Origin of the sequence: Arthrobacter sp. RAF14 (assembly GCF_052114185.1) — a bacterium.
GTDB lineage: Bacteria > Actinomycetota > Actinomycetes > Actinomycetales > Micrococcaceae > Arthrobacter_E.
Map to the genome: position 1 here is coordinate 774,897 of NZ_JBFREG010000001.1, position 18,243 is coordinate 793,139.

Here is an 18,243-nt window from a genome sequence, read left to right on the forward strand (position 1 = left end):
GTCTGTCTCCTTTGCGGGCGTGCCGGGACGACCATCGGGGCAGGGACCATTCAGGATTTGGCAGGTCTGCCGGTAAAACTCTTCAGGTGTTTGATGTCGTGCCAGTTGACCGCGAACCAGATGATTGCGAAGGCCACGGCTGCTCCGGCATGGACCAGAGGGGAGGCCCCCAGCCCGCGGCAGAGGATGAACGCGCCGATGGCGACGGCCAGGCCCAGGAGCACCCGGATCACCATCCCGAGCCAGCGTTGGTCATCAAGCCTCCAAGCCCAGATGATCGGGACGGCGGACGTGGTGGTCACAACGCACAGATATCCGATGGCGATGCCCAGGACGCCGAGTGGAGGCCCCAGGACCGCCCAGAGGAGAAGGGCCAGGAGGAGGCCTCCAGCTGCGGTCAGGGAGACGCCGCGAGCCCCGTTCAACCCCATGGAGTTCAGCCGGTTGACGGCAGCGATGGGAAGCGTGGTGAACAGTACGGCTACCAGGAGGATCGCTAGCAGGGTGTCCGCTTCGGAGAACGAGGGACCGTACAGCACCAACATGACCAGGGGGCTGGCAAGGGCGAGCGTGCCGAAGACACCGGTCATCACGATGAACATGCCCTTGGTCGCGATGTCCGTTTGGCGCCGGAGCGACGCGGAATCGTTCCTGCCGGTGGCTTCGGCCATTGAAGGGAAGAGTACCTGGCTGAAGGTTCGGGCCACCATCGTGGCCGGAGTGGCGAGGCTGAGGGCGGCCGCGAAATGACCGGTATCCACTTTGGTGCCTACAAAGTTGGCCCAGATCATGGCCAGCTGGAGCATTCCGGTACTGGACAGCGTGCCCAGGACCCCATAGCTGACGAACTTGTTGACGGTACCTCGCAGCTCTTTGTCCAGGGGCCGGCCGGAACGACGAGGCCAGCAGATGACGGCATAGGCACCGTAACCGATGGACAATGGCAGGAGGAGGAGCGGCTCGGCATGGAAGAAGAGCACGCCCAACAGCAGAACGATGGCCAGTACCGAGCCTGCGGTGTCCCACAGCGAAGCCCGGACGATCAGGCCCGCGCCATACTGCACCCCTCGCGCATAGGACCATCCGGCGAAGCCGAGCAGCAGCGCACCTGAACCAAACGAGGTCCAGAGCCCCAGGTTCAGGATGAAATAGCTGACGAACACCGTGATGAGAGCCAGCAGGACACCGGAAACCAGGACTCGGCGGCCCAGATAGGTAGCGACGGCACGCGCCTGTTCCGGCTTGCCTGCACCGCGGAACTCGGCGACGTACCGCGTGGCGGCCTGCCCGGAGGAAGTCGGCCAGAGCAGACTCAGGAGAAGGGCCAGAGAGATTCCGGAATTCACATTGGCGAGCACCACGGGACCGAGGAAGCGGCCGATCAGAACACTGTAGAGGAACCGGACCAGGCCTTGGGAAATGGTTCCCAGCATCCCGAACGCCCACCGTGAGGACAGGGAACGATCCTGTTGCTCCGTGACATCGGTGCGGCGGAACATGGCCCTCAGCGCTGAGGAACGGGGTCCTGCCGGAACGGTCTGTTCCTGGGTTCCGGCAGATGAGCGTTCAGAATCAAAGGCTGGCGACTGGCTGTCTACCGGCATGCCGTCACCTGGTACAGCTTGTTGGTCCCTTGCTGGTCTACCAGCTTCAGCCCGGGAAGCTTCGCAAGTGTGGCGGAGTCCGGGAAGCGGTGCTTCATGCCGTTGACTTCCTTGGCCCCGAAATCGAGGACGTAGTCGATGCCCCGGCGGTCGATGGCGGTGCAGACCTCCGGGTTGGTGTCAAGATGCGGGAGTTCCTTTGCGAGGAATTGATCGTCCCTGGTGCCCTTGGAGTTGACTGCGAGCAGGTTCGTCTCGCGGTCAGCGAGAGAGAAGGCCAACGAGGCGCCGGTTCCCGGATTGACCATGATGAGAGCGTCGGGCGCGACCTTGCTGGGAAGTCGTTGCAGAAGTGCGAGTTCATCGGTGGTGATCAGCTCGGAAACATCGGTCACTTGATAGCCGGACTTAGCCTCGGCGAGGACGACGGCGAGCGGCTGGTTGGCTTTGGGTATCTGCAGAACGGCGGTGAGGGCGACGGCGGCCACCATCGCGAAGGCGAGCACGAGGCTCGTGTTCGTTGCGGATGTCTCCCGGTGCCGGCGCATGAAGAATGCCGGGACGCTCCGAAGTCCGGTACCGAGGAATCGCAGGCCCAGCGCAGCCAACGGTATGCCGAAGACCGGAAGCAAGGCGGCCACTCGATGGACATCGTTGTACCAGACCTGCGTGAAGAAATCCCTGTTCGGCCCGGCGGGAAAACCTGCCACGACGCAGTAGAGGAAGACAGCCACGCCGAAACAGGCGATGATCCAGAAGGACCCTCGGTGCCGGAGCACCACCACGATACCCAAGGCCACCAGGAGGGCGATGGCCCATGGGATGTACGGGGTGAGCGCTGCGAAGGTCAATGCCTCGCCCGCGGCCTGGGCCGGCTTCATGGTCGGGGGCCAGAATGAGGCGTCCTTGGACGGCCGTGCCTTGGTCCAGATGATGATGAGGGCGGTGGTGAAGGCGGCCACCAGCACGGCGCCGAGCAGCGCCTGTTTCACGGATGCCCGGCCTGCGGTCATCGACTTCGTGAGTCGCCACAGCCAGACCACGAGGATGGGAAGAGCGAATGCCCCGGCCGCGAGCACGGCGCTTGGGTGGGCCAGAGCGAGGCCAGGAGCGGTCGCCACCAGGGCGCACAGCGGAACCAGGAAGTGCCTGCTCCGCTCCGCAGAGAGGCCCACGACCATGATCGCCAGGGCGATCGTTCCAGGCAGGATGCTGAAGGCCAGGAAATTGGGGTAGAGAACGCCGAAGTCGATGAGATGGAAAGGGAACTGGGCGAAGGCCGCAACGAATGGGAGCGTGGCCAGGTAGCTGGAGGCTCGGTGCCCCATGATCCTGCTGGTCAGAAAGAAGACCGAAGCAGGCCACACCAGGCATGCGGTCACCGTGACCAGCGAGGACTGGGCGACGGGAATCGACGCGCCGGTGAGTTGGCACGCAGTGGCCACCACCACGTGCCAGATATCGGGGTAGAACCCTGCCGGCGACTGGGCATTGAGGTTCGAGATGGCCAGCGGTGACGCATTGCCGGTCTCCAGGATGAACCGGATTGCGTTCAGATGGAAGACATTGTCATACGTCTGCGAGATCAGTGAGGGATCGTTGATGATTCCTGTGACCGTGCGAAAGCACACTGCTGCCGCGAGCAGGAAGGAGAGAGACGCCACCACAGCGGTACGCCGGGCATCACCTTTCGCGGGGATCGACGGCAGGGAGAAGACGGATTCGCGTGGCTGCTTGAAGACCACCAGCCTGAGAAGCACGAGCACCGCGGAGACCACCAGAGTGAGCAGGAAGGGTACCCAGACGCTCCACGGTACTTTGACCACGTGTGCAAGGACCGCGGAAATCCCCAGCAGAGTGAAGGACAGAGGGGGCGCCGACGCGCCGAGCATCTGACCGCGAAGTCCAGCGGATCTGCCCATGACCAGACCCGGTAGGAAGACCAAGGCTGTCACGCTCAGCAGAACAGGAATTGCGGGTAACCAAGTGATCAAGGATTCAGGTCTTCCAGAGGATGAATCCCGTACATAGCACGGGCCGAACTCAGGTCATTGTAGCAAGGAGGTCCCTCGTGAGCCGGGACCTCCGCGCTCCTGGAATCGTCCCCGGAGCCGCCGAGGAGGCCGGACCAGGCTCGCAAGGTTCTGCCTCCCCAGGGTTCGCTGGAGTTCTCGATCAGTAACGGTTCAGCTTGGCTGGGATCCTACTTGAGAACGGCGCCGCGAATGCCCGCTGAGAGCGAGGACTCGGGCATGCCGGTGCCGGCGTAGAACCAGAGCGAGCCGTTGCTGTTGATGCCGACGAAGTCCGGACGGCTGTCCCCGGTGAGGTCTCCCGTGGGTGCGAGTGCCTTGTAAGCCGACCAGCCGCTCCGCCCGACCTGCCGGCCCGCTGCGAGGTACGGGGTGGTCCCGGTGCCCTGATAGAACCAGAGGGTTCCGTCCCGGCGCACCGCGTAGAGGTCGGTTCTTCCATCCGCGTCGGCGTCGAACGCCAGAAGCGAGGTGAAGCTCTGCCAGGAGGAGTTGCCGATCTTCTGCGGAGTGGAGAATGAAACATTGCCCGTGCCCGGGTAGAGCCAGAGGGTGCCATCGGGCTTGATGGCGACCAGATCCCAGCTGCCCTTGCCGCTGATGTTGCGGGCGGCGAAGACGGACTGGTAGATGTTCCAGCCGGACCCGATCTGGCGCGGCGTGGCGAAGCGGGGAAGACCGTTGGCGGGTCCGTTGTTCGCGGAGAACCACAGAGTGCCATCGGGGCGGATGGTCATCACGTCGCCACGCCCGGTGCTGGAGAAGTCGCCCAGGAAGGCCGACTTCACAGGGCCGAAGGACGTGCCCAGACGGGTCCCGGTCCCGAGCTGGCCCGTGGAGGTTCCCGCGTAGAGCAGGGCGCTGCCGTTGGCGTAGATGCCCAAGGTGTCGGAGGGGCCGGAGCCGTTGAGATTGAAGCCGCCGGTCACGGATGCGAAGGCGGTCCAGCCGCCGTTGCCGATCTTGCGCGCCGTGGCGTAGCCGCCGGAGTCTCCGGGCACCCCGGGGTAGAACAGGGAACTTCCATCGGCTCGCATGGCCAGCAGATCGGACTGGCCGTCTTGGTTTGCGTCGCCCGTGCCGAGGAGAGCGCTGAACTGGCCCCAGCCGCTGTTGCCGATCCTGACGGGGGCTCCGAAGGCGTTACCCGCGGAGTCGACGGAGCCGAGTCCCGGGAAGAGCGTCAGGGCTCCTGCGGAGTCCGTTGCGATGAGTCCCGGTGCCTTCGTCTTTGTGAAGGAGTTGTTCAGCGCCAGGAGCGGATAGGTGCCCCAGTTCGTTCCGGCGAGCTTCCGCGCCGGCCCGAAGCCCGAGGAGGCGGCGCTGGGAGTCGACAGGCCGGGAAGCAGATAGAGCGCGTTGTCCTGCCCGAGCGCCAGGATGTCCGGCCGCCCGTCACCCGTCAGATCTGAACCGCCGAGAATCCGGCTGTAGGAGGACCATTGGAGTCCCGAGAGACGGATTGCGGCCGCATAGCCTTGGTTTCCCGAGTTGACCGCGCCGGTGCCGGCGTAGAACCAGACGGAACCGTCCGGGCGTACACCCAGCAGGTCCGGGCGGCCGTCGCCGTTGAGATCACCGACGCCGATCAGCTGCTGGTAGATGTTCCAGCCCCGGCCGATGGTGGTCGGGGTCCCGTACCCGCCGGCCCCGTTCCCCGGGAAGAATGCGAGGGTGCCATCCGGCCGGATTCCGAGCAGGTCGGGGCGCCGGTCCCCGTTGAAGTCGCCGATGGCAGTGAAACGTGTGGCGTCTCCGTAGCTGGCGAAGCGGGAGAGGCCCGCGATGTCACCGTTCCACACATTGGAATCCCCGGCGAACGGTCCTTCCTCGCTGTACTGCCACATGCTGTACTGCTGCCAGCTGGCGGGCAGGGTGCCAGGAGTGCTGCTGGGAGAGGGCGGGTACGCCGCGATCCAGAGCGGATAGCTGGAGAAGGCCGTCGAGTTGCCGGTGCAACCGCTCCACCAATCGGTGGTGGTGTAGATGACGGGGTAGCGGCCGGTCAGCTGGCGCATGGTGTTGCCGAAGTCGGAGATCCACTTGACCATGGGTGCGCCGCCGAGGCTGTAGCAGACGTCCCCGGGGTTGAACCCGAGGTTGGTACGTCCCTGGTAGGGGTTGTACTCGATGTCCAGGACCGGTGGGAGGGTCCGGCCGTCCCCGCTCCAGCCGCCCCCGTGCGAGGCGAAGTACCGGGCCTGGTCGGCGCCGGAGGACCAGCTCGGAATGGCGAAGTGGTAGGCGCCGCGCACCATGCCCTGGTTCGCGGAGCCGTTGTACTGCGAGGCGAAGTTCGCGTTCGTGTAGTAGGTGCCCTCACTGGCCTTCACATAAGCGAAGCGGGAGCCGAGGCTCCACTGATTCGCCCAGTCCACCGTGCCCTGCCAGGCACTGACGTCCTGGCCGGGCACCCCGAAGGTCGGCCGCCAGTGCGAAGTGCTGAAGGCAGCGGGGACGCTGCGCGACAGCCCGGTCGCCGAGCCCGAGAGCCCGCTCGTGGGTGAGTCCTCGGCCGTCTTCGGTGCCGTGAGGGCCTCGGGCTTCGGAGCGGGTCCGTCGGCGGGTGGCGCCAGGAGCCGCTTCTTCTCGCCGTTCGTGCGCATGGTTGCGCCCTCGCGACCGACGGCCTGGCGTGCGACGGCGGGGTCGCCGGCGGTCTGGCCGTTGGGCAGCGGTTCGGACGGCGCCGGGGGGAGCTGGGTGGGCTCCGCCGCCGCGGTTGATGGTCCGCTCGGCTCCGGCGTGGGGGCCGCGGCCGCGGTGTAGGCGGCGGAGACGAGCAGCACGGTGGACATCGCAGCCGCTGTCAGGCTCCTGGTCAATGCTCGACGACGGTGGGCGGGGGCTGCGGGCTGGAACCCGTGGTGCATGAGACGTCTCCGTGGGCAGAGGAGGAGGGGGGAAGGCGGGAGTGGGGCGGACTCGCGCAGTGCATCCAGAGTAACAGCGCGCTCTCGGATGAGTCAGGGGTCGTCGAATCGTTATCCACAGGGCGTGAAAAGTGACTTGGCGTGAATCCATATTTTCCATAACATGACAGTCGTATGACATGAATCAACGAAGGGCGGATCGTGGAGACGGTGGAACTCATCGAGTCCGAAGTGCGGGAGCTGGTGCGCCGCCGCGGGATCGATCCGTGGACGGACACGGAGCGGATCAGGGGCTTGATCCTGGAGGCGGTGGCGGACTACGAGGAACGGGCCGCGCGCGGGGCTCTGCCGGCGCTTCGCGACCCGGAGGACACCGTGCGCCGGCTCCTGGACTCAGTGGCGGGTTTCGGTGAGCTGCAGGTGTACTTCGATGATCCGGAAGTGGAGGAGATCTGGCTGAACGGCCCGAGGGAGGTGTTCGTGGCGCGTGGCGGGGAGGCCGAGCGCACTGGCCTGGAGATCCCGCAGGCTCGGGTGGAGGACCTTGTGGAACGCATGCTTAAGACGTCGGGGCGGCGTCTTGATCTCAGTTCACCCTTCGTGGATGCGTCGCTGCCGGACGGCTCGCGTCTCCACGTGGTCATCCCGGACATCACGCGTCGGCACTGGGCTGTCAACATCCGGAAGTTCGTGGTGAAGGCCACTCGCCTGGAACATCTCGTGGAGCTGGGCACCCTGACACGGCCGGCGGCGAGATTCCTCGGAGCCGCCGTGAGCAGCGGGCTCAACATCCTGGTCTCGGGGGCCACTCAGGCCGGGAAGACCTCGGTGCTCAACTGTCTGACATCGGCCATCGGTTCGCGGGAGCGGGTCATCACCGTGGAGGAGGTCTTCGAGCTGCAATGCCCGCTTCCGGACGTGGTGGGGCTGCAATGCCGGCAGCCGAACCTGGAAGGGGAAGGTGAGATCCCCTTGCGCCGGCTGGTCAAGGAAGCGCTGCGAATGCGGCCGGATCGCTTGATCGTGGGGGAGGTCCGTGCGGCGGAGAGCCTTGACATGCTGATCGCGATGAATTCCGGCGTGGGCTCGATGGCCAGCGTCCACGCCAATTCCGCGAGGGATGCCGTGACCAAGATCTGCACTCTGCCCTTGCTCGCCGGAGGCAACATCAGCAGCGACTTCGTCGTTCCCACGGTGGCATCCTGCCTCGATCTCGTGGTCCATTGTCAGCGATTGCCGGGTGGGCGCCGGATCGTTTCAGAGATCGTGGCGCTCGGCCGCAGGGTCGAGAACAACGTCGTCGAGTCCAGCGTGATCTTCGCACTCAAGGACGGAGCACTGGAACCCACCGGCCAGTTCCCTCCGGATGAGAAGTTCGCCAGGGCCGGGTACAGGCTGCATTCTCTGGTGGGGGTCTCCTGATGTCGGCGGCACTGGGACTGGCGCTCGGTCTGGGGCTGCTGCTGATCTGGTGGTCGTGCTGGCCTCGGTGCGAGGGAAGCACCGTGGCTGCTCGCCCCTCCCGCGTGGCCAGAGCCCTCCAGGCAGCCGGAGTGGAGCGGGTGTCCGTCACCGGTCTGGTGGGTTCCGCGCTGGTTCTGGCGCTGGTGACGGGGTTGTTGCTCGTGATCATCACCCGATCGATGCCGATCGCCTTGTGCTTCGCCATCTTCGCCGCTTGGCTGCCCTGGTCGGTGGTGACGTGGCGGGCACGACGACGCGTGGCGGCCATGCGCAGGGCCTGGCCGGACGCGGTGGACCATCTGCGGTCGGCAATCCGGGCCGGCCTTTCTCTCCCGGAGGGCTTGATGCAATTGGCAGTCAAGGGACCCGAGGATCTGCGACCGTTTTTCGAGGAGTTCGCATCGGACTACCGCTCCGGTGGAAGCTTCGACCAGTCGCTCACGCGGCTGAAGGACAGGCTGTCGGACCCTGTCGCGGACCGGATCATCGAAGCCCTGAAACTGACACGGGAGGTGGGTGGGGCCGATCTTGGTGTGCTTCTTTCGACTCTGGCGGATTTTCTCCGGGAGGACGCACGCACGCGAAGTGAGCTCGAAGCGAGACAGTCGTGGACCGTCAATGGCGCACGGCTGGCAGTGGCGGCACCGTGGCTGGTACTGCTCCTCATGTCGAGCCGGCACGAGGCGATCAGTGCTTACAGCACGGTTCAAGGCGTGGGCGTTCTCGGGGGAGGATTCGTGGTGTCCCTGGTCTGTTATCGGGTCATGCAGCGGATCGGCGCCTTGCCCGCGGATGAACGGGTCCTCGGATGAGTCCATCGCTGCTCCTCGCTGCATTGTGCGGCGCCGCGCTCGGAAGCGGCCTGTGGCTTGCCGTGGTGCGACTTCCGTTCATGAGGGAGGTGACGCTCACCGAACGCGTCGCTCCGCAGTTGCGCTCGCAGGACACCAGCTCCCGCCTGCTCACGACCGCGGCGCAGCCTCTCACGCCCTTCGGTCCGCTGGAGCGGATCCTGGCACCAGCATTGCGCGACGTCGTCAGGTGGCTCGGACGGTTCCGCTGGGGCAACTCGGCCCTTCAGGACCGTTTGATACGGGCAGGAAGCGTCATGGCCCCGCTGGACTTCAGGGCCGGGCAGCTTCTCCTGGGCGGTGCCGCCTTCACCGCCGTCCTGCTGGTCAGCCTGCTGGGGATGTTCTCCGGGCGAGTCGCCCCGGTCCAGGCGGTGCTGGCCGCCCTGAGCGCCGCGGCTCTCGTCTCCCTCGGGCAGGAACAATGGCTGAATCAGCGGATCAGATCCCGTGAGGCGAAGATCCTCCGGGAGTTTCCCGGGCTGGCCGAGATGATGGCGTTGGCTGTCGGTGCCGGGATGAATGCCCGTGGCGCCGTCGAGCGTGTCGCCGCCATCACCCAGGGGGAACTGGCTGCGGAATTCGCCCGGACAGTGGCGGACGCCAGAGCGGGGACACCCTTCCTGGACGCGTTGAGAGGCCTCGCCCACCGGGTTCGGCTCGTCCCGGTGGAGCGCTTCGTGGAGGGCCTGATCGTGGCCATGGAGCGTGGAACTCCACTGGGGGATGTCCTTCGGGCCCAGGCCCAGGATGTCCGTGACACCGGCAAGCGGGAGCTCATGGAGTCGGCTGGCCGGAAGGAGATTCTCATGATGGTTCCGGTGGTTTTCGGTGTCCTGCCGCTGACCGTCCTCTTCGCTGTTTTCCCCGGCCTCGCGGCCATCACGCTGATGCTGTAGAGCGGCGGTTCCATCGGGACCATGCGTTCTGAGTGGGACGATCTTGCAGCCCTGACCCAAATCCAGCCCTGACCGAAATTCACTCCCGACCTGAATTCAACCCTGACCGAAAGGCGATGTGATGATCCATCACCAGATCCGACCCGCCACTCCCGGACGGCCGGCGCACCGTGCGACGCCGGGACACACTGTGCCGCCCACACGAGTCGTCGCTCCGGCTGGCCTCGCCCCGGTACCCCGTCGCCGGCCGTTCCCGTCCGTCGACTTCCGGGTGCCTGCGGCATGGAGGTCCGGCCGTGCCTCCGCGCTGACCTTCCTGCTGTTCGCCTTCGGCACGACGCTCAGCCTCCGGCTGAAGGGGGAGCGGGATGAGAGGAACAGCCATCCGGAGCGAGGAGACGTCCCCGGCTGGGTCATGGTGACCTTGATGACGGCCGCACTGGTTGCCTTGCTCCTGGCGGTGGCGGGTCCCGCGTTGGAGGGCCTGTTCCGGCAGGCCATCGACACGGTCACCCGGAAGTAGGTGCCGGGGTGGCCCGCCGAGCCTCCGCCGGACCCCGGTCAGAACAGCGGTCGATCCTGAACCGCACCCGGGGTCTGGGTACGGCCTGGGCCGACCGGGCACGCCTTGCCGGCTGGGAATCCCGTGCGGATCAGGAGCGTGGTTCCGCCGTGGTGGACTTCGTTCTGGTGTCGGGGCTGCTGACCTTGCTGTTCCTGGGCGTGCTGCAGCTGACACTGATCCTCCACGTCCGCAATTCGCTGATCGACGCCGCGTCATCGGGTGCGCGGTACGGGGCGCTCGCGGACCGGGTTCCTCGCGATGCGGTGGGCCGCGCACGCGAATTGATCTCGGACGCTGTCGGGGCCGGCTTCGCGCAGGATGTCACGGTGGAGGAAACCCGGGAAGGAGAGGTCCGGCTGATCACGGTCACCATTCGTGCGCCGTTCCCGGTCATCGGGCTTCTCGGCCCGGACAGGACTTTGGAAGTGAGTGGTCATGCTGAACGCGTCGGGTGAGAGCCTGAGACCCGGAACCTGCGGGCATCGCGTCCCACAGAAAAATGGGTCACCCGGCCTGCGCTGGTCCCACTGTCGCTGTGCGGCGACGCCCCGCTTCCATCGAACCGAATCCGGAGCTGTCGGTCCCCACCTGTGCCGTTCACGGGCTCCTCGCATCGACGGCCCCCGGACCAATCGTGAGTCGGGGAGCGCCACCGTTGAATTCGTCTTCCTCTCCCTCCTGGTGCTCATCCCGGTCCTGTACTTCGTCCTCACGGTCACTCGTATTCAGGCGGCCGGATTCGCCGTGACCGGTGCTGCCGACCAAGCGGCCCGGCTGGCCGTCCAGTCCACCGACGAAGGGAGCAGAAGGCAGGAGATGGATCGCGCCGTCGAACTCGCCCTGGCCGATCAGGATCTGCCCGCCGGTGCCGCGCAGTTGACCGTCACCTGTGAACCCACCGACTGCCGGACGCCCGGTACGGCGGTGACGGTGGAAGTGGCCGTCGACGTCCAGCTGCCGTTCACTCCTCCAGGGTTCGGCCTGGACGTCGCTCATGTCCGCGCGAGTGGTACGCAGATCGTGGGGCGATACAGATGAGCTCATCGGAGGCTGTCCTGCGACCCGCATTAAGCAAGACGCGGCGTCCGGGTGAACCGGACTCCTCGCGCGAACGGGGGAGCATCAACATCCTCACCCTCGGTTACGTGCTGATCGCCTTGCTTGCCGCCGTGGTCCTGCTGGATGTCTCCGCCGTGTACCTGGAACACAAGAAACTGTTGTCCTTGGCCGATGGGGCAGCGTCCGCGGCCGCGGATTCGTTCGACATCACCAGCATCGCCGGGGAGGGGCCCGGACGCGCTGCGGTGCGACTGGACGACGATCGGGTCCGCGCGGCGGGGGCGGCGTATCTGCACCGCAGTCCGGCCTCGGCCGCCATCGATGGCATGGTGCTGCTCGACGCGACGGGGAGCCCGGATGGCCGGAGTGCCACGGTCCGGCTCCGGGCGGTGGCGCACCCTCCGCTCCTCGGGGTGTTCGTGCCGGATGGCATCGTGATCGAATCGGAATCGACGGCGCGTGCCCGCCTGATGCGCTAAACAGGAGGCCGGAAGGCAGGGACTCTGAGAACATCCCTGGTTACACGCTCGCGCCGGCCCCGATTTCGTCGATGACGAATCATCAGAAAGCGGGGGCGAGCCACCAGGTGGTTCCTCTCTCGTGCAGCGCCGGGCCGGAGCGTGCCTCGGGCCGCCAGCAATCCGCGCTCGCACCTCCGCTGGTTGCCAAAGCAAGGGCGCGTTGGTCTACTGGGGCCATGCTGCCGAACGAAATGCCATGCCTCCAGCATGGGCCCGTGGTGCTGCGGGCTTTTGAGAGCAGCGACGCGGCGCTGGTGCAGTCCGTTGCCACCGATGATCTGATTCCCCTGATCACCACGGTCCCGGCCAGTGGGACGCACGAGGACGCTCTGGCATTCATTGCCCGGCAGCGTCACCGTCTGGTTGCCGGCACGGGATATTCGTTCGCCATCGCCGACGCTTCTTCGGGAGACGCTGTAGGTCAGATCGGATTATGGACCCGGGACATCACCCAGGGTCGGGCGACGACAGGGTACTGGGTGGCTCCCGCCCATCGGCGTCGGGGGTATGTCACCGCGGCCTTGCAGGCTTTGACCACCTGGGCCCTCCCGCTGGACGAGGTGGAGCGGGTGCAGCTGTACGTCGAACCCTGGAACCGAGGATCGTGGCAGGCTGCTGAACGCTGCGGGTTCCAGCGCGAGGGATTGCTGCGCTCGTGGCAGCGCGTAGGCGAAGTCCGGAAAGACATGTATGTGTACAGCCTGGTCAAGGACTCCGCCCCGGAAGCAAGGTGACCGGAGGGGTACCCGCATGCCAGACCGGCGATCGCCGCGCATGCCGTAGTCTTGGAAGACCATGGCTGAGATTGATTTTCCTGCAGAGATCCGTGCACTGAGGGCTACCTACGACTCCATCGCACAAGTGTCAGACGTCGATTCCCTGCGCCGGGACATCGCCGAACTCAGCGAGAAGGCCGGCGTCCCTGATCTCTGGGACGACCCCGCCGCCGCTCAGGTGGTGACCTCTCAGCTGTCCCACCGGCAGTCCGAACTGGAGCGCCTCACCACCCTGTCCAGCCGCATCGAGGACCTCGAAGTCCTGGTGGAGCTCGGACAGGAAGCCGGTGATGAGGATTCCATGGCCGAGGCGGCCACGGAACTGACCTCCATCCGTTCCGCTCTGGAACAGCTCGAAGTCGTCACACTCCTCTCGGGCGAGTACGACGAGCGCGAAGCCGTGGTCACCATCCGTGCCGGCGCCGGCGGTGTGGACGCCGCCGACTTCGCCGAGATGCTCATGCGCATGTACCTTCGCTGGGCTGAGCGGCACGGCCACTCCACCAAGGTGATGGACACCTCCTACGCCGAAGAAGCCGGGCTGAAGTCCGTCACCTTCGAAGTCAACGCCCCGTACGCCTACGGAACCCTCAGCGTGGAGGCCGGAACGCACCGCCTGGTGCGCATCAGTCCGTTCGACAACCAGGGGCGCCGCCAGACGTCGTTCGCCGCCGTCGAGGTCATCCCGCTGATCGAACAGACCGACTCCGTCGAGATCCCGGACAACGAGATCCGCGTGGACGTCTTCCGCTCCTCCGGCCCCGGCGGCCAGTCGGTCAACACGACCGACTCCGCGGTCCGCTTGACCCACATCCCCTCCGGGATCGTCGTGTCCATGCAGAACGAGAAGTCCCAGATCCAGAACCGTGCGGCCGCCATGCGCGTCCTCCAGTCCCGCCTCCTCCTGCTGAAGAAGGAGCAGGAAGACGCGGAGAAGAAGGCTCTGGCGGGAGACATCAAGGCCTCCTGGGGTGACCAGATGCGGTCCTACGTCCTGAACCCGTACCAGATGGTCAAGGACCTCCGGACCAACCACGAGGTCGGCAACACGAGCGCGGTCCTCGACGGCGACATCGACGATTTCATCGACGCCGGCATCCGCTGGCGGGCCGACAGCCGCAAGGCCGAGGCCTGATCGGGACCGGAGAAATTCTCCGGCACCGCGTGCCGAAGACGCCGGCCCGGGCAGGGAAAGCCGTGCAAGGCTTTGGACGACACGCCGCCCAAATGGGAAGGCGTTCCCGGAACACGAACATAAACTCGAGGAGCCGGTGCCATCACTTCCCCCAACACTAGGCCCAGGCCCCGGCCGCTGGAGCGGTTCCGTCGCGCCTGCCGACCGGGCTGTGTGAAGCCATGATTCGATTCGAAAATGTCACCAAAATCCACGACCCCAAGGCCAGACCCGCGCTCGACTCGGTGAGCGTGGAGATCGAGGGCGGCGAATTCGTCTTCCTCGTGGGAGCTTCCGGGTCCGGCAAGTCGACCTTCCTCAAGATGATCTATCGCGAGGACGTGGCCACCACGGGGTCCGTCTACGTCGCGGGGCACAACGTGTCCACCCTCTCCAGCTGGCGTGTTCCCAAGCTGCGCCGCAAGATCGGCGTGGTGTTCCAGGACTTCCGCATCCTCCCGCAGAAGAACGTCTACCAGAACGTGGCGTTCGCCATGCAGGTGATCGGCGCCAGCCGGGCCCGCACCAAGGAGCGCGTGACCGACGTGCTCGCGATGGTGGGCCTTGAAGGCATGGAGAAGCGCATGCAGCACGAGCTCTCCGGTGGAGAGCAGCAGCGCGTGGCGATCGCGCGCGCCGTCGTCAACCAGCCGGACATCCTGCTGGCCGACGAGCCCACCGGTAACCTCGACCCCACCACGAGCGTGGAGATCACCGAGGTGCTGAAGAAGATCAATGCCAACGGGACCACCGTGGTCATGGCCACCCACGATGACGACATCGTGGATCAGCTGCGCCGCCGTGTCATCGAACTCACCAAGGGCAAGGTGGTCCGTGACGAGGCCAAGGCCACGTACACGTCCTTGATCCCCAAGGTGAAGGCGTCCGCCGGCACGCCGGCTGCCACCACGGCACCCACGAACGCCACGGCAGGGGAGGAGCACGCGTGAGGCCCATGTTCATCCTCGGGGAGATCGTCAATGGTCTCCGCCGGAACCTCTCCATGTTCATCTCGGTGGTCCTGGTGACCTTCGTGTCGCTCACCTTCGTGGGCGCCGCCGGCATGCTCCAGATGCAGATCAACCAGATGAAGGGCTACTGGTACGACAAGGTCCAGGTGGCGATCTTCCTCTGCAGCCCCGGATCCACCACCGCCAACTGCTCCTCCGGTCCCGTGACCAAGGAACAGCAGGACAATCTGCGCAAGACCCTGGACTCGGACTCGATCCGGCAGTACGTCAACGACTTCCAGTTCGAGTCGCAGGACGAGGCGTACAAGCACTTCAAGGAGCAGTTCGCCAACTCGCCGATCGTCGACTCCGTGACGCCGGACCAGTTGCCCTCCTCTTTCCGGGTCAACCTGAAGGATCCGGAGAAGTACAAGGTCATCTCCGAGACCTTCTCCGCCCAGCCCGGTGTGGAGAGCGTGATCGACCAGCGTCAGATCCTGGAGAAGCTCTTCTCCGCCATGAACACCGCGTCGTTCGTGGCCATCGGCATCGCGGCGATCATGATCATCTGTGCGGCGTTGCTGATCGCCACCACCATCAGACTTTCGGCCTTCATGCGACGCAAGGAGACGGCCATCATGCGACTGGTGGGCGCGTCGAAGGCCGTGATCCAATTGCCCTTCATCCTCGAGGGCGTGATCGCGGCCGTGGTCGGAGCGCTGCTCGCCTCCGGGGCGATCTGGGGGATCTCCCACTTCTTCCTGACCGGCTACCTCGCCGAGCAGTACAAACAGACCGCCTTCATCTCGGACGCGCAGACGCTCTGGCTGGTCCCCGGCCTGATCATCCTGGGCGCCGTGATCGCGGGCGTCTCATCCCTGTTCACCCTCCGCAAGCCGCTCAACGCCTGAGCGTGGGCCCATGGAAAGGAACGCCATGAACGTTGCAGGATCGACTCGGAGGGCCCTCGCGAAAGCTGCGCGCCTCCGTTTCCCGTACGACGGCGCCCAGTGCCGGAAGGTCGGGCGGCGCACCGTGGGTGCGTCCGCCGTCGTCGTCCTCCTGCTCGGTCTCGGCCTGACGCCGGGCCATGCGGACAATCTGGACGACCAACAGCAGGCGCTGCAGGACCGCGCGAACCAGGTGCAGTCCTCGCTGGAGTTCCTGGACGGCAAGATCGCCAAGTCCGCCGCCGATCTGACCCTGTACCAGGGCCGGTTGCCGGGCGCCCAGAAGGCTCTTGCCGACGCGCAGGGCCGGGTCGCGGCCGCCGCGTCCGAGGCGCAGTCCCTAGCGGTCCGGGTGGACGCAGCCCAGCAGAGCAAGGCCAAGCTGGCGCAGGAGATGACCCAGGACAAGGCGAAGTCCGGTGAGACCAAGAAGCTGATCGGACAGATCGCGACTCAGGCGTACAAGTCCGGCGGTGTGCCCAATGACCTCACCCTCTTCTTCGGCGCGACCGACACGGAGAAGCTGGTCAGCGGAATGGACCTGGCCAACCAGGCGCTGCGCACTCAGAACGCCGCGATGGAGAAGCTCAATCAGCAGAGCGCCGTCAACGTCAACCAGTCGGCCCGGCTCGCCGCCGTCGAGCAGGAGATCGCCGACCTCAAGGCCCAGGCGGATGCCGCCCTGGCCCGCGAGCAGTCCGCCCGCGACGAGGCCGCGCGCCAGAAGGCACAGGTGGACAAGCTCGTGGCGGATACCACGAGGCTGAACAAGGAACTCGAGTCGTCCAAGCCGGCGATCCAGGCTCAGCTGGCCAAGGTCAACCAGGCCCAGGATCAGGTGGCCTCCCAGATCAAGGCCCGCGACGAGCGGCTGCGTCAGGAATGGCTGGCCGAGCAGCGCCGCAAGGCGGAGGCCGCCGCCGCTGCGGCCGCCGCTGAAGCCGCGCGTCAGGGTCAGGCTCAGCCTCCCGCGCAGCAGCCGTACGTGCCGCCGGCACCCGGACCGGTCTCGTCCTTCGGGATCCGGGCTCCGTTCGACGGCAACCCGCCCATCACCTCGGGCTGGGGCTGGCGCGCGGTTCCCCCGGGCACCATCGACTTCTGGGGCACCGGTGGGTACATGCACACGGGCGTCGACTTCGGCGTCGGCTGTGGAACCCCCGTCCACGCCGCGGCGTCCGGCACCGTGACCCTGGCAGGCTGGATCACCACCGGTGGCGGCTGGACCGTGCAGGTGTCTCACGGCGTCGTGCAGGGCAACGCGCTGACCACCGTGAACTACCACAACAGCTCTGTGGTGGTGTCCGCGGGACAGCATGTCGAGCAGGGTCAGGTCATCGCCTACTCGGGCAGTTCCGGCAACTCGACCGGATGCCACGCTCACTTCGAGACGTGGGTCAACGGCTCCCCGGTGGATCCGATGACCATGCTCTAGAGCATCCTGCGGAAGGCCCGTTCCCGGCTGGGGACGGGCCTTCCGTGTTCTCCGGCGTTCTTCCTGAGCGGACAATGCACGGGAGCGCACGACGCATGGGTAGACTGGAAGGACTGTTTTCAGACCGAAGGAGTCCGCCGTGCCGAAGGAAAGTGGCCGGAAAGTCGTGGCCACGAACCGCAAGGCGCGCCACGACTACGAAGTGCTGGACACCTATGAGGCGGGGATCGCGCTCATGGGGACCGAAGTGAAGTCGCTCCGCGAGGGGCACGCCAACATGGGCGATGCGTTCTGCACGTTCTACAACGACGAGCTCTGGATGGAGCAGGTCAACATCCCCGAGTACAGCCAGGGGAGCTGGACCAACCACTCCTCGCGCCGTCGCCGGAAGCTGCTGCTGCATCGTGCCGAACTCATCAAGATCTCGCACAAGATCCGCGAGAGCGGTTTCACGATCGTGCCGCTGCAGCTGTACTTCGTCGATGGCCGCGCCAAGGTCGAGATCGGCGTGGCGCGCGGTAAGAAGGAGTACGACAAGCGCCAGAGCCTGCGCGAGGCCCAGGACAAGCGCGAGGCGCAGCGCGTGCTGCGAGCACGCAACAAGCGCTAGCCGCCCTCGCCCGGGGACACTTCCGGGCTTGGCATCGTGCGCCAGTGGAGGTATGCTGGAGAGTCCTGTTGGGGAGACCTGGCAGGGATTGGTAAATGAACATGGGGATGATCGGTTTCGACGATGTCTGTCGACGCAGGTGAAGCGGGCCGAGGATGCAGGCTTATCTCGTAAACGATGTCTGCAAACCAATAAGTGCCGAATCTAAGCGCACTGACTTCGCTCTTGCTGCCTAAGCAGTAAGACAGTCCGTCAGCCCACGGTTGCTATCGCCGTGGAATCTGGCGTCGTCTAGATAGCCACTGCCAGGAGCCTTCGTCATCGGGGCTTCTGGGACGTTAAGATGACTGGGCCCGGATCAGCCAGCTGTTTGCAGCATGGCTGGGGCCGAGAAATTCCGACGCAAACTGCGCCCGGAGAAGCCCTGCAGAAGCAACATCGGACGCGGGTTCGATTCCCGCCATCTCCACTGTTGAAAG

The 18,243-nt window shown here is 65.8% G+C and carries 16 protein-coding genes and 1 other RNA gene; 14 read left to right on the top strand and 3 right to left on the bottom strand.

Going from position 1 to position 18,243, the window contains the following annotated elements; genetic code table 11:
* Positions 1-50 precede the first annotated feature (50 nt).
* The 3 genes from AB4Y75_RS03635 to AB4Y75_RS03645 all read right to left on the bottom strand — a co-directional run bounded on the left by AB4Y75_RS03635 (position 51) and on the right by AB4Y75_RS03645 (position 6,510).
* Complete coding sequence (locus AB4Y75_RS03635) at positions 51-1,433, bottom strand: lipopolysaccharide biosynthesis protein (RefSeq protein WP_441434517.1); 1,383 nt, start codon at positions 1,431-1,433, stop codon at positions 51-53.
* Positions 1,434-1,594: 161 nt separating this feature from the next.
* On the bottom strand, positions 1,595-3,559 hold the full coding sequence (locus tag AB4Y75_RS03640; protein ID WP_441434518.1) for a DUF6541 family protein: 1,965 nt from the start codon (positions 3,557-3,559) through the stop codon (positions 1,595-1,597).
* Positions 3,560-3,807: 248 nt separating this feature from the next.
* Positions 3,808-6,510: a GH25 family lysozyme gene (locus AB4Y75_RS03645; RefSeq protein WP_441434519.1), complete on the bottom strand. Its 2,703-nt coding sequence runs from the start codon at positions 6,508-6,510 to the stop codon at positions 3,808-3,810.
* Positions 6,511-6,711: 201 nt separating this feature from the next.
* On the opposite strand from AB4Y75_RS03645, the gene AB4Y75_RS03650 reads away from it, so the two are divergent.
* The 14 genes from AB4Y75_RS03650 (at position 6,712) to ssrA (ending at position 18,236) form a co-directional block, all read left to right on the top strand.
* Positions 6,712-7,932 carry a CpaF family protein gene (locus AB4Y75_RS03650; RefSeq protein ID WP_441434520.1) on the top strand — a complete coding sequence of 407 codons (1,221 nt, stop codon included), beginning with the start codon at positions 6,712-6,714 and terminating at the stop codon, positions 7,930-7,932.
* Positions 7,932-8,786 (top strand): type II secretion system F family protein, encoded by an 855-nt coding sequence (locus AB4Y75_RS03655; RefSeq protein WP_441434521.1) that lies wholly within the window; start codon positions 7,932-7,934, stop codon positions 8,784-8,786. Before AB4Y75_RS03650 ends, AB4Y75_RS03655 begins: the two co-directional genes overlap by 1 nt.
* Entirely contained in the window at positions 8,783-9,724 is a 942-nt protein-coding gene (locus AB4Y75_RS03660; protein WP_441434522.1) for a type II secretion system F family protein, read from the top strand. Before AB4Y75_RS03655 ends, AB4Y75_RS03660 begins: the two co-directional genes overlap by 4 nt.
* A gap of 271 nt (positions 9,725-9,995) precedes the next feature.
* Positions 9,996-10,247: a hypothetical protein gene (locus AB4Y75_RS03665; protein WP_441435283.1), complete on the top strand. Its 252-nt coding sequence runs from the start codon at positions 9,996-9,998 to the stop codon at positions 10,245-10,247.
* Between the two features lie 8 nt (positions 10,248-10,255).
* A complete protein-coding gene (locus AB4Y75_RS03670; RefSeq protein WP_441434523.1) occupies positions 10,256-10,744 on the top strand; it encodes a TadE/TadG family type IV pilus assembly protein in 489 nt (162 codons plus the stop codon).
* A 226-nt stretch (positions 10,745-10,970) separates the two neighbouring features.
* Complete coding sequence (locus tag AB4Y75_RS03675) at positions 10,971-11,327, top strand: hypothetical protein (protein WP_441434524.1); 357 nt, start codon at positions 10,971-10,973, stop codon at positions 11,325-11,327.
* Entirely contained in the window at positions 11,324-11,827 is a 504-nt protein-coding gene (locus AB4Y75_RS03680) for a pilus assembly protein TadG-related protein (protein WP_441434525.1), read from the top strand. The genes AB4Y75_RS03675 and AB4Y75_RS03680 overlap by 4 nt, the downstream gene beginning before the upstream one ends.
* A gap of 218 nt (positions 11,828-12,045) precedes the next feature.
* Positions 12,046-12,603, top strand: a complete 558-nt coding sequence (locus tag AB4Y75_RS03685) for a GNAT family N-acetyltransferase (RefSeq protein WP_441434526.1) — start codon at positions 12,046-12,048, stop codon at positions 12,601-12,603.
* 61 nt (positions 12,604-12,664) lie between these two features.
* Positions 12,665-13,780: a peptide chain release factor 2 gene (gene prfB, locus AB4Y75_RS03690; RefSeq protein ID WP_441434527.1), complete on the top strand. Its 1,116-nt coding sequence runs from the start codon at positions 12,665-12,667 to the stop codon at positions 13,778-13,780.
* A gap of 221 nt (positions 13,781-14,001) precedes the next feature.
* Positions 14,002-14,769, top strand: coding sequence for a cell division ATP-binding protein FtsE (gene ftsE / locus AB4Y75_RS03695; protein ID WP_441434528.1), 768 nt, complete (start codon positions 14,002-14,004; stop codon positions 14,767-14,769).
* Entirely contained in the window at positions 14,766-15,680 is a 915-nt protein-coding gene (gene ftsX, locus AB4Y75_RS03700; RefSeq protein ID WP_441434529.1) for a permease-like cell division protein FtsX, read from the top strand. Before ftsE ends, ftsX begins: the two co-directional genes overlap by 4 nt.
* Before the next feature lie 25 nt (positions 15,681-15,705).
* The gene (locus tag AB4Y75_RS03705; RefSeq protein ID WP_441434530.1) at positions 15,706-17,154 is read left to right on the top strand and encodes a peptidoglycan DD-metalloendopeptidase family protein; all 1,449 of its coding nucleotides are present in this window, start codon (positions 15,706-15,708) and stop codon (positions 17,152-17,154) included.
* Positions 17,155-17,293: 139 nt separating this feature from the next.
* Complete coding sequence (smpB, locus tag AB4Y75_RS03710) at positions 17,294-17,764, top strand: SsrA-binding protein SmpB (protein ID WP_066211021.1); 471 nt, start codon at positions 17,294-17,296, stop codon at positions 17,762-17,764.
* Between the two features lie 103 nt (positions 17,765-17,867).
* Positions 17,868-18,236: a transfer-messenger RNA gene (gene ssrA / locus AB4Y75_RS03715) on the top strand.
* Positions 18,237-18,243: the final 7 nt, after the last annotated feature.